Below are 12748 nucleotides of genomic sequence, written 5' to 3' on the forward strand. Positions count from 1 at the left end.
TTGACTGACGCTTCTATTTGACAAAAACCAGTGAAAAATACAATTCACTGGTTTTTGAGGTTAATAACGTTGTTTATATGGCTTATTAAAGGCGCTTAGGATATCATCAGATGTTTCAGAATAAGCTTTAACTTCTTTAAAATCACCTTTAACAATAATCCGCTCTGTCGCATTATAGTCCACACAAGTTACCAGCGTAATCTCCTTAACTCCTTCACGATCCTCGATTTCATCTACCCGATCGGGGGTTACGTGCTTCACTTCACGAATCTCATAGGTGTATACTTTATCTTTATCAGTCAGATAGATTTTCATCCCCGCTTTGGCATTGACCAAAGGTGAGAAGAGCATCTGACTCGCATTTTCAGCAGTAAAGATATGGTGACTAGCTAGAGAATAGTTGCCCTCTCCCATTTTCTGATTTGCTTTCATGGTTCCTGCTCCGTAGAACAAGTTTACATTATCCAAACCTTTAAAAATAGGCAGGTTAATCTCTACTTCAGGAATGGCAATCCCTCCGATAACTGGAAGTTGCTGAGCATCCCACTGGGAAGCTAACACCGCTTCCGATGAGATGGATTTGACAGAATCAAAATCGAAATTTCCTTCTGTCTCTTTATTTTCCTCAATCTTTTCCTTAGTCACCTGACTGACTTGGTATTTATTGGTATTCCAAACCATAAAGATGTCACGAATTTGAGCATTAAAAATCAAGGCAAGGGATAGAAGAATTAAAAATCCAGCTAAAATATTGATTAGTATATTTTTACGGTTATTCTTCTTTATTTTTCTGTGAGACATTATGCTTCACCCTCTGTTCTCTCTTCTGTTGCTACCTCTTCTTTTTCTGCCGCAGCAACCGTTGTAAAGGTCACAATCTTAGCATCCTGGTCTAGACGCATCACCTTCACTCCCATAGTTGAGCGTCCTGTTTGTGAAATATTGGCAACATTTGTACGGATCATGACACCTGTATCTGTGATAATCATCAGGTCTTCATCTCCTTTAACAGTGAGGAGACCTGCAAGAGGACCATTCTTCTCAGCAACATTGGCTGTCTTCATCCCTTTACCACCACGACCTTTAGTTGGATATTCAGTAGCAAGGGTACGCTTACCATAACCTTTTTCAGTGATGATAAGGACTTCGTCCTGGTTTGTAATCACGCTAGCACCAACTACAGTATCTCCTTCACGAAGATTGACTCCTCGAACACCTGTCGCGATACGGCTCATGCCACGAACAGCTGATTGATTAAAACGAACAGCATATCCAAACTTGGTACCAATGATAATATCCGTATCTTCTTCTGTCAGCAAGACATTAATCAATTCGTCTTCATCCTTGAGATTCAAGGCTTTGAGTCCATTTTGACGAATATTTGCAAATTCTTTGACACTGGTTCTCTTCACGACACCGTGACGGGTTGTGAAGAAAAGATAAGCATCATCACTACGTTCAGACTCAACGTTGATAATGGTCTGAATGCTCTCACCCTCGTCCAACTTCAAAAGATTGACAACTGGCAATCCTTTGGCTGTACGACCATATTCAGGAATTTCATAACCTTTTAGTCGGTATACTCGTCCTTTATTGGTAAAGAAGAGCAAATGATCATGGGTGCTGGTTGAAACCAACTCACGCACAAAGTCATCATCCTTAACCCCAGTACCTTGGACACCACGACCACCACGTTTTTGGGCTGTGAACTCACCTTGATCCAGACGTTTGATGTAACCCTTGTTAGAGAGAGTAATCAAGACATCCGACTCTTCAATCAAATCTTCATCTTCAAGGGTCAAGACCTCTCCGACCATCAACTCGGTACGACGTTTGTCACCAAACTTGCGTTTGACTTCGTCCAATTCCTCTTTGATGATTTGAGCTACACGCCCAGGCTTGGCAAGAATATCAGCCAAATCTGCAATCAAGGCAATCAATTCATCATATTCAGACTGAATCTTATCACGTTCCAATCCTGTCAAACGACGAAGACGCATATCAAGGATAGCTTGACTTTGACGTTCAGAAAGCTTGAACTTGCTCATCAATTCGGCTTGGGCTTCCGCATCCGTTTCACTAGCACGGATAATACGAATCACTTCGTCGATATGGTCTAGTGCAATTAAAAGACCTTCTAAAATGTGCGCACGCGCTTCTGCTTTTTCCTTGTCAAAACGAGTGCGGCGAACAACCACTTCTTTTTGGTGCTCGATATAAGCATCCAAAATTTGACGAAGGGACAAGATTTTTGGCACGCCATTTTGAATCGCCAACATGTTGAAACCAAAATTGGTTTGCATCTGGGTCATCTTGAAGAGGTTGTTAAGGATAACGTTGGCAGACGCGTCGCGTTTAACCTCAATTACAAAGCGAACGCCTTCACGATTGGACTCATCACGTACGGCTGTAATGCCCTCAAGGCGTTTTTCCTGAACCAAGCGAACAATATGCTCATGGACCTTGGTTTTATTGACCATGTAAGGGAATTCCGTTACAACGATGCGCTCACGACCCGTCTTAGTAGTTTCAATCTCTGTACGAGAACGAAGGACAATGGAACCTTTACCAGTCTCATAGGCCTTATGAATCCCTGATTTCCCCATGACAAGAGCACCAGTCGGAAAATCTGGACCAGGCAAGACCTCCATCAAGTCCTTAGTCGTCACATCTGGATTGTCCATGACGAGCTTCACAGCATCAATGGTTTCACCCAAGTTGTGAGGAGGAATGTTGGTAGCCATCCCTACGGCAATCCCAGTTGCCCCATTGACCAAAAGGTTTGGAAAACGGGCTGGCAAGACCAAGGGCTCACGCTCATTGGCATCGTAGTTGTCTACGAAATCAACTGTGTTTTTATTGATATCACGAAGCATTTCAAGAGCAATCTTGCTCATACGTGCTTCTGTGTAACGCTGTGCAGCGGCACCATCCCCGTCCATGGAACCAAAGTTTCCATGTCCATCGACAAGCATGTAACGGTAGCTCCACCACTGGGCCATACGGACCATGGCTTCATAAATAGAGGAATCTCCGTGCGGGTGGTATTTACCCATAACATCCCCTGTAATACGGGCTGATTTTTTATGAGGTTTGTCTGGTGTAACACCTAATTCATTCATTCCGTAAAGAATACGGCGGTGAACAGGCTTCAAGCCATCTCGAACATCAGGAAGAGCACGCGCTACGATAACACTCATGGCGTAATCGATAAAGCTGGTCTTCATCTCCTTTGTCAGATTGACATTCACTAAATTTTTATCCTGCATTAATAAATGCCTCATTTCACTATTAGTAATTAGATATATTATACCATAAAATGTCCTTTATTTCAGGCTTCTGAAACTACTAAAACGTTTACATCAATAACCGCATAGAATATTCGTGACAAAGCTTTTTAAAAGTGATAGAATGAAAGTGTCTGGGGATTCCCCTAAAAAAAATGAAGGAGATGTTTAGATAATGACTTCAACTAAACAACACAAAAAAGTGATCCTTGTTGGTGACGGTGCCGTAGGTTCATCTTACGCTTTCGCACTTGTTAACCAAGGAATTGCACAAGAGCTTGGAATTATCGAAATTCCACAATTACACGAAAAAGCTGTTGGTGATGCGCTTGACCTTAGTCACGCCCTTGCCTTCACTTCACCTAAAAAAATCTACGCTGCTCAATACTCTGACTGTGCAGACGCTGACCTTGTTGTTATCACTGCAGGTGCTCCTCAAAAACCAGGTGAAACTCGTCTTGACCTTGTAGGTAAAAACTTGGCTATCAACAAATCAATCGTAACACAAGTTGTTGAATCAGGTTTTGATGGTATCTTCCTTGTTGCTGCTAACCCAGTTGACGTTTTGACTTACTCAACTTGGAAATTCTCTGGATTCCCTAAAGAACGCGTTATCGGTTCAGGTACTTCACTTGACTCAGCTCGTTTCCGTCAAGCACTTGCTGAAAAATTGGACGTTGATGCTCGTTCAGTTCACGCCTACATCATGGGTGAACACGGAGATTCTGAATTTGCCGTTTGGTCACACGCCAACATCGCTGGTGTAAACCTTGAAGAATTCCTTAAAGACACTCAAAACGTTCAAGAAGCTGAATTGATTGAATTGTTCGAAGGTGTTCGTGATGCTGCTTACACAATCATCAACAAAAAAGGAGCTACATACTATGGTATCGCCGTAGCACTTGCTCGTATCACAAAAGCAATCCTTGATGACGAAAATGCAGTACTTCCACTTTCAGTCTTCCAAGAAGGTCAATACGGAGTTGAAAACGTCTTTATCGGTCAACCAGCTGTTGTTGGTGCACACGGTATCGTTCGTCCAGTAAACATTCCATTGAACGACGCGGAAACTCAAAAAATGCAAGCATCTGCTAAAGAATTGCAAGCAATCATTGATGAAGCATGGAAGAATCCTGAATTCCAAGCAGCTTCTAAAAACTAATGAAAAGAAGGTTCTCATTTTATGGGAGCCTCTTTCTTTTTGCACAGAACGATAAAATCATATTTTCCAAAACAAAAAAGCCTACTGACCAAGCTAAGTAGCTTGATACAATAGGCTTTTTGAAAATTCATTATTTAACAGCGTCTTTAAGAGCTTTACCAGCTTTGAATGCTGGAACTTTAGAAGCTGCGATTTTGATTTCTTTACCAGTTTGTGGGTTGCGACCTTTACGTGCAGCACGCTCACGAACTTCAAAGTTACCAAAACCGATCAATTGAACTTTTTCACCAGCTGCAAGGTATTCAGTTACTGCTGCAAATACAGCGTCAACTGCTGCTGCTGAATCTTTCTTAGTCAATTCTGTAGCTTCTGCTACTTTAGCGATCAAATCTTGTTTGTTTGCCATGTTAATAATTCCTCCAAATAATTTCTAATTAACAAATATAATCATATCCTAAAATTGCCCACAGGTCAAGTCAAAAACGCTATTTCTAACGATTTTTCTCTATTTTTTTAGGAATGATATCGAACTAAGATAGCCCATGCATTTTCGCCTGTATGTGTCTGAATGATAGAGCCTGTTTCCAGTACTGAGATCGGTTTTTCAACATAAGTTTGTAAAACATTCTTCATCTCATTTGCCCATTCGTTCGTTCCGGCATAGGAAATTCCAATCTCTGCAACTGATTTTTGGGAAAGAGTATTGGTTAATTCCTCAAGCCACTTTTTGAAAGTTTTCGCTCCACGTCCTTTGACGATTGGTTGGAGTTCATGCTCCTTCATTTGCATGACGACACGAATATTCAACAGAGAACTGATCAAGCCTGTCACACGCCCAATACGACCACCTTTGACTAAATTTTCCAAAGTCGAAACACCGATATAAAGTTCGGTATGATTTTTCACATCTTCCACATGTGCCAAGATAGTTTCTAAATCTTTTCCTTCTTGAGCAAGTTTAGCTGCTTCAACTACTTGGAACTTCATCGCCTGGTCTGTAAAAGAACTATCAATAACGGTCACATCAGCGCTAGAGAGGCTTGCTCCTTGGCGAGCAGCTTCAACAGTACCAGATAGTGCATGGGACATGTGAATAGCAAGTATCTGACTGCCGTCTTTACCTAGTTCTTCAAAAACTTCAGCAAATACTCCCACTGGAGGCTGACTGGTTTTGGGTAGGTTTTTACTTTGCTGCATGAGATGAAGGAATTCCCCCTCTTTCAAATCTGCATCAGAATAAAGGATACCATCAATCATCACAGATAAAGGAACAACGGTGATATTTAATTCTTTAACCACTTCTGGTTCAATAGTAACAGAGGAATCCGTTACAATTTTTACTTGTGTCATATCTTCAATCTTTCTATTCTTCTAAATAAGATAGGGATTTATCACCTTTATTATATCAAAAAATTGTTAAAAAATCATGATGAATCCAATGAAAAAGCTTGGAATTTTGGTATAATCTATCTATAGAAAAGCGAGGGAGAATCATGATCCGAAAAGTTCAGCCTATTGTCACTATCATACTTGGGGCAGCTATTTATGCCTTTGGTCTTACCTATTTTGTAGTTCCTCATCATTTGTTTGAAGGCGGAGCAACTGGTATCACACTGATTACCTTCTATCTCTTTAAAATTCCTGTCTCAGTGATGAATCTCTTGATTAACATCCCTCTCTTTATCCTCGCTTGGAAGATATTTGGTCCGAAAACTCTCTACTCCAGCCTTTTGGGAACCATTTCCCTCTCGATCTGGCTTGCTGTCTTTGAACGAATTCCTTTACAATTTGACTTGCAAGGTGATCTCATTATTGTCTCTTTAGTTTCTGGTGTTTTACTGGGAGTTGGTTTAGGAATTATCTTTAATGCTGGTGGTACAACAGGTGGATCAGATATTGTTGCTCGCATCCTCAACAAATACACCAATATTTCAGTTGGAAAATTGCTTTTCTCGCTTGATTTCATTATTCTAATGTTGATTTTGATTATCTTCCAAGATTTGCGCCTAGTGACTTATACCCTCTTATTTGACTTTATCATCGCTCGTGTTATCGACCTGATCGGTGAAGGAGGTTATGCTGGTAAAGGATTTATGATTATAACTCAATTTCCAGATCGGTTAGCCGAAAAAATTAACGATGAACTCGGACGCGGCGTAACCTTTATATCTGGTCAAGGTTACTACAGCAAAAAGGATTTAAAAATTATCTACTGTATCGTCGGTCGGAACGAAATCGTTAAAATGAAGGATATGATTCACCAAATCGATCCTCAAGCCTTTATCACCATCACAGAGGCCCATGAAATTCTTGGTGAAGGATTTACTTATGTAAAAGATTAAAAAAGCTGGGAAATCCCAGCTTTTATTCTTCTTCTGCGAGGGTTGAATGACGGAACCCGTAAGTAAAGTAAATGACTAGACCAACTACAAGAGCAAGTCCAAAGGCAATCCATGTTTCCTTGGTATACTGAAGCATAAAGGAAACACAGATAAGAATGGAAATAATTGGCAAAAGTGGCACCAAGGGAGTTTTAAACTCTCCTTCTTTTGGCATGCCCTTATCCTTTCTGAGCTTGATAATACCGTAGGCAAGCAAAATGAGATAAGCTAGCGTACAGATATTTAAAAAGGCAGCGATACTGGCTAGCGGAAAGACTCCTGCTGCAATGGCTGAAGCAACTCCTGTTAAGATGGTCGCATTTTTAGGAACGCGACTGGTCTTGCTTAATTGTTTAAAACTTTGAGGTAAAAGTCCATCACGTGCTAAGCTATATATCATTCGAGACAAAGCATAAGTCATGGAGATACATACAGTTATTAGGGTGAGAATGGCTACAAGCGAAACATAATTTGCTGCCCAGCCAATTCCGATACTACGCAATGAAAAGGCCACTGCATCGTCCACATTGAGTTTGCTATAGTGAACAATCCCAGTCAATACTATTGTTACCAAGGCATAGAGAATAGTGACGATTGTCAGAGAAAGCACAATTCCGCGAGGAATATTTTTTTGCGGGCTTTGGATTTCATCAACTGCCATGGAAATAGACTCAAATCCGAGAAATCCAAAGAACATCAAAGATGCACCTGCCATAATCCCAGTGCTTCCTCCATAAAACTGACCAAAACCAAAAGGAGCAAAATTCGACCAATTTTCAGGTTTGATATACCAAATGCCAACTAGGATAAATAAGGCGAGAGCTGAGAATTTCAAGATTACTAGAAGCGAATTAAAGCGCAAGGCTGCCTTGGAATTTAATAAAACCAATCCCGTTACCAAGGTCAGCACCAAAATAGGTAAAAGGTCGATATAGGTGCCTTGTTCGGGGTTAAAAGTAGCATTTAAGGCTTGGGGCATGGAAATACCATAATTACTGAGTAAGCCCTTAAAATAAGCTGCCCAACCAGACGCCACACCTGAAACAGCTGTCATAAATTCCATGATGGTCAACCAGCCAGCAATCCATGCTGGTAATTCTCCTAAAATCGCATAGAGATAACTATACGCACCTCCTGTAGCAGGAACACGAGAGGCAAATTCTGCAAAAAAGAGGGCTGATAAAGAAACACATAGGGCAGAAATCACAATGGAAATCACTAGTGATGGACCAGCTAGGGTAGCCGCTGCTGTTCCTGTAATGGTGAAAATCCCTGTCCCCACCATGGCACCAATCCCTAGAAGAATCAAATCCCACAACTTCAAATGGCGATGCATCTCTGTCTGTCTCAGACTAACATCCTTGGTTCTAAAAATATTCATACTTCATCTCCACTAAATGTAATTGTTTTATTTTACCATATAAAAGCACTTTTGTGAATATTTATTAGGTTCTTTTTTGAAAAAAATCTGAACAGGAAGGATTCCTGTTCAGATTTTGCATATTCTTACCCAACAGACCCTTCCATTTCATAGCTAATCAAGCGGTTCAGCTCAACTGCGTATTCCATTGGAAGCTCTTTAGTGAAGGGTTCGACAAATCCCATGACAATCATCTCGGTTGCCTCAGATTCTGACAAACCACGACTCATGAGGTAATAGAGTTGTTCTTCTGAAATCTTAGAGACCTTGGCTTCGTGTTCCAAAGCAACTTGCGAATTATGAATTTCATTAAATGGAATGGTATCTGACGCTGACAAGTCATCCATGATAATGGTATCACACTCAATGTGAGAGACAGATTTCTTAGAGTTTTTATTAAAGGTTACTTGTCCACGGTAGTCAACCTTTCCTCCACCTTTAGCGATGGATTTAGAAACGATAGACGAGCTTGTATGTGGAGCGTTGTGGATCATCTTGGCACCCGTATCTTGGTGTTGCCCTGCATTGGCAAAGGCGATCGAAAGCATAGTACCACGCGCCCCTTCTCCATCCAGGTAAACAGATGGGTATTTCATGGTTGTTTTAGCACCCAAGTTACCATCAATCCACTCAACAGTCGCATCTTTCAAAGCTTTGGCACGTTTTGTTACCAAGTTATAGACATTATCAGACCAGTTTTGGATGGTTGTATAACGCATATAAGCTCCGTCCAATGCGAAAATTTCTACAATGGCAGCGTGCAAGCTGTTGCTAGAATAAGTTGGTGCTGTACATCCTTCTACGTAATGGACGCTTGCTCCTTCATCAACAATAATCAAGGTACGTTCGAACTGACCTGTATTTTCGTTGTTGATACGGAAGTAAGTTTGAAGCGGAATATCTACCTTGACACCTTTTGGCACATAGATAAAGGTTCCACCCGACCATACTGCCGAGTTGAGGGCTGCCAACTTGTTGTCTGTCGGCGGTACCAACTTAGCGAAGTATTGTTTAAACAAGTCTGGGTATTCCTTGAGGGCAGAATCCGTATCTGTAAAGATAATTCCTAACTTCTCAAACTCCTCCTTCATGTTGTGGTATACCACTTCTGACTCGTACTGGGCAGAGGCACCCGCTAAATAAGCACGTTCAGCTTCTGGAATCCCGATACGTTCAAAGGTTTCTTTGATTTTTTCAGGAACTTCATCCCATGAACGGGCCGGTTTATCAGAAGGTTTTTGATAGTAGATCAAGTCATCAAAATCAATCTCTGACAAATCTGCTCCCCAAGTTTGCATGGGCATTTTTTTGAAGGTTTCATAAGATTTCAAACGGAATTCCAACATCCACTCTGGCTCACCCTTGGCAGCAGATAATTCACGAATAACACCTTCGTTGAGTCCTTTTCCTGTCGATAGGACAGGCTCTACATCGTCATGGAAACCAAATTTATATTCACCAAGATCAATTGGTTTTGGTTCTACTCTTTCTTCAGCCATAATATCCTTTCTTTCATTCTTCATTTCTACTGATTCATAAGACAAAAGAAACTTGTCTTACTTGTTTTCTTGATCTTCAATTGTTTTCTTAAGGGCATTCCAAGCTAGGGTTGCACACTTAATTCGTTGCGGGAATTTGGCAACACCTGATAAGAAGGCTGCATCACCTAGTTGGTCTTGACGCTCATCCTTTTGACCTTGAACCATTTCAGAAAAGATGGTTGCAAGTTCTAGAATTTCTTGCTTGGTCTTCCCTAAAACAGCATCTGTCATCATACTAGCAGAGGCAGTTGAGATGGTACAACCTGAATTTAGAAAAGCAATATCTTCCAAACGGTTCTCTGCATCAAACTTGACAGATAGGTTGATGACATCGCCACAGGTTGGATTATTGAGGCTGATTTGCTCGGCATCTTCCAGCTTCCCTTGGTGATGTGGATTTTTCGAATGGTCCGCTACCACTGCCATATAAAGGCTATCTAGTTTAGAAAGTGCCATTGAAAAACTCCTTTGTCTTTTGTAGGGCATCGACCAACTTGTCGCAATCTGCCTTGGTATTGTAGATATAAAAACTTACACGAGCTGTTGCTGGGACTTCCAAATACTGAAGCAAGGGTTGGGCACAGTGATGCCCCGCACGAACAGCTACTCCTTCATAATCCAGAGCCGTCGCTAGGTCATGAGGATGAAGATCGTCTAGGTTAAAGGCAATAACACCTGAACGTTGAGCTAAGTCCTGAGAACCATAAATAGTCAAGCCTTCAATGACCTGCAATTTCGGATATACGTATGCAATCAGTTCCTGTTCATGGGATTCAATTGAATCCATACCGATGTTTTCTAGATAATCCACTGCTGCTGCAAGTCCGATAGCACCTGCCATATTTGGAGTTCCCGCCTCAAATTTCCAAGGCAATTCCTTCCAGCTAGCAGATTGCTCGTAGACAAAATCAATCATCTCACCACCAAACTCAATCGGTGGCATTTGCTCAAGATGCTTCTCTTTACCGTAAAGCACACCGATACCTGTCGGACCAGCCATCTTGTGACCTGAAAAGGCAAAGAAGTCCACATCCAAATCCTGGACATCAATCTTCATATGTGGTGTAGATTGAGCACCATCCACCACCATGATAGCTCCAACTTGGTGGGCTAATTGAGTGATTTCCTTGATCGGATTGACCACACCAAGAACATTTGAGGCGTGAGCTAGGGAGACAAATTTGACTCTGTCAGTCAATTTAGCGCGCAAGTCATCCATATCCAGAGCTCCGTCCTTGAGATAGACATAGACAAGTTCTGCTCCAGCCTTGCGACAGGCCTCCTGCCAAGGAATGATATTGGAATGGTGTTCCATGACAGAAATCAAGACCTGATCTCCCTCAGTCAGAATTTCCTCAGCAAAGCGTGCTACCCAGTTAAGACTAGTTGTCGTTCCTCTGGTAAAGAGAACTTCCTTTGTAGAGCCTGCATTGATAAACTTACGAATGGTTTCACGAGCAGCTTCATAGGATGCTGTCGCACGCTCTGCCAAGGTATGAACACCACGGTGAACATTGGCATTGTCCTGCTCATAGTAGCGGTTGATTGTTTCCAGAACTGCTAGTGGTTTTTGTGTCGTCGCAGCATTGTCCAGATAGACCAGAGGTTCATCGTTGACAATCTGGTCTAAAATTGGAAAATCCTTGCGAATCGCTTCTACATCTAACATAGGCTTCCCCTTAGCGTTTTGACAATTTTTCTTCGATCGTTGCAATCATTTCATCACGAACTTCTTTGACTGGAATCTCAACAATAACGGAACCAAGGAAACCACGAACAACCAAACGCTCCGCAGTTGCCTTGTCCAAGCCACGGCTCATGAGATAGTACATATCTTCTGGATCCACCTGTCCGATAGAGGCCGCGTGGCCAGCCGTTACGTCATTTTCATCAATCAAAAGAATTGGGTTGGCATCTGAACGTGCTTGGTCTGAAAGCATGAGAACACGGCTCTCTTGTTGGGCATCTGCTCCCTTGGCACCCTTGATGATGTGACCGATACCGTTGAATGTCAAAGTTGCTTTCTCAAGAATAACCCCATGTTGGAGGATATTTCCGATTGAGTTGCATCCATAGTTAGTCACACGAGTATCAATCCCTTGTACCTGACGTCCACTTGAAAGAGCTACGACTTTAAGATCAGCATGGCTACCGTTACCAATCAGGTCGCTATCAAAGTCAGCAACTACGTTTCCTTCGTTCATGACACCGATTGCCCAGTCAATGCTTGCATCGTTGCCCAATTTACCACGACGGCTAATGTAGGCAGTGACATTTTCACCTAGACGGTCAATCGCTGCAAATTTCACTTGAGCGCCAGAACGTGCAATGACTTCCACTGTGATATTGGCAGTTGCTTTTGCACTACCTTCGCCACGTGACTCTAAACGTTCAAGGTAGCTTATCTTAGAGTTTTTACCAGCAATGATAAGGATATGCTTGTTAAAGGGCACATCGCTATCGCTGTCTTGGTAGAAAATTCCTTCGATAGGCTCTGCAATCTCAACATTATCAGGAATATAGAGAACAGCACCACTATTAAAATATGCTGTGTGATAAGCTGCCAACTTGTCATCGTCATACTTAACAGATGACATGAAGAATTCCTCAATAAGCTCTGGAATTTCTTCTAAAGCTGAGTGAAAATCTGTAAAGACTACACCCTGTTCAGCCAACTCAACTGGAATTTGTTCAAAAACTGTTTGAGTTCCTACTTGAACCAATTTCAAGTGATTATCTAGAGCTGTGAAATCTGGAACATTTGCTGATGGCTCATTTTCTGTAATGGTTCCATCACCCAGATTCCAACGGTGAAATTTCACACGCTCAATGACTGGTAATTCCAAACTCTCAATCTTATCAAAAGCTTTTTGGCGGAGGTCGGACAACCAGCTTGGTTCAGCGTGCATTTCTGAAAAAAGTTTAATAGTTTCTTTAGTCATTTACTTCTCCTAAAA

Annotated in this window: 11 protein-coding genes; 2 read left to right on the forward strand and 9 right to left on the reverse strand. The window is 41.7% G+C overall.

The window, feature by feature from the left end; translation table 11 throughout:
* Positions 1 to 60: 60 nt before the first annotated feature.
* Positions 61 to 801, reverse strand: a complete 741-nt coding sequence (locus tag K1I53_RS02350; protein ID WP_084948726.1) for a class A sortase — start codon at positions 799 to 801, stop codon at positions 61 to 63.
* On the reverse strand, positions 801 to 3269 hold the full coding sequence (gyrA, locus tag K1I53_RS02355) for a DNA gyrase subunit A (RefSeq protein ID WP_084948727.1): 2469 nt from the start codon (positions 3267 to 3269) through the stop codon (positions 801 to 803). The genes K1I53_RS02350 and gyrA overlap by 1 nt, the downstream gene beginning before the upstream one ends.
* Before the next feature lie 193 nt (positions 3270 to 3462).
* Between gyrA and K1I53_RS02360 the strand changes: the two genes are divergently transcribed.
* Positions 3463 to 4449, forward strand: coding sequence for an L-lactate dehydrogenase (locus K1I53_RS02360; RefSeq protein WP_000204720.1), 987 nt, complete (start codon positions 3463 to 3465; stop codon positions 4447 to 4449).
* 130 nt (positions 4450 to 4579) lie between these two features.
* On the opposite strand, the gene K1I53_RS02365 is transcribed toward K1I53_RS02360, so the two are convergent.
* Entirely contained in the window at positions 4580 to 4855 is a 276-nt protein-coding gene (locus tag K1I53_RS02365) for an HU family DNA-binding protein (RefSeq protein ID WP_001284636.1), read from the reverse strand.
* A gap of 107 nt (positions 4856 to 4962) precedes the next feature.
* Positions 4963 to 5799: a DegV family protein gene (locus K1I53_RS02370; protein ID WP_223328038.1), complete on the reverse strand. Its 837-nt coding sequence runs from the start codon at positions 5797 to 5799 to the stop codon at positions 4963 to 4965.
* A gap of 143 nt (positions 5800 to 5942) precedes the next feature.
* On the opposite strand from K1I53_RS02370, the gene K1I53_RS02375 reads away from it, so the two are divergent.
* The gene (locus tag K1I53_RS02375) at positions 5943 to 6791 is read left to right on the forward strand and encodes a YitT family protein (RefSeq protein WP_223328040.1); all 849 of its coding nucleotides are present in this window, start codon (positions 5943 to 5945) and stop codon (positions 6789 to 6791) included.
* 22 nt (positions 6792 to 6813) lie between these two features.
* Here the strand turns inward: K1I53_RS02375 and K1I53_RS02380 are convergent, their stop codons facing one another.
* From K1I53_RS02380 to sufD, 5 genes are all read right to left on the reverse strand, one after another.
* Positions 6814 to 8211 carry an APC family permease gene (locus K1I53_RS02380; protein ID WP_084948732.1) on the reverse strand — a complete coding sequence of 466 codons (1398 nt, stop codon included), beginning with the start codon at positions 8209 to 8211 and terminating at the stop codon, positions 6814 to 6816.
* 125 nt (positions 8212 to 8336) lie between these two features.
* Complete coding sequence (gene sufB, locus K1I53_RS02385) at positions 8337 to 9749, reverse strand: Fe-S cluster assembly protein SufB (RefSeq protein WP_000797070.1); 1413 nt, start codon at positions 9747 to 9749, stop codon at positions 8337 to 8339.
* Between the two features lie 57 nt (positions 9750 to 9806).
* The gene (gene sufU / locus K1I53_RS02390) at positions 9807 to 10247 is read right to left on the reverse strand and encodes a Fe-S cluster assembly sulfur transfer protein SufU (RefSeq protein WP_223328042.1); all 441 of its coding nucleotides are present in this window, start codon (positions 10245 to 10247) and stop codon (positions 9807 to 9809) included.
* Positions 10234 to 11460, reverse strand: a complete 1227-nt coding sequence (locus K1I53_RS02395; RefSeq protein WP_223328045.1) for a cysteine desulfurase — start codon at positions 11458 to 11460, stop codon at positions 10234 to 10236. Before K1I53_RS02395 ends, sufU begins: the two co-directional genes overlap by 14 nt.
* Positions 11461 to 11470: 10 nt before the next feature.
* Positions 11471 to 12733, reverse strand: coding sequence for a Fe-S cluster assembly protein SufD (gene sufD / locus K1I53_RS02400; protein WP_223328047.1), 1263 nt, complete (start codon positions 12731 to 12733; stop codon positions 11471 to 11473).
* Positions 12734 to 12748 lie beyond the last annotated feature (15 nt).

It is taken from the genome of Streptococcus oralis (assembly GCF_019929365.1).
Classification (GTDB): Bacteria; Bacillota; Bacilli; order Lactobacillales; family Streptococcaceae; genus Streptococcus; species Streptococcus oralis_BT.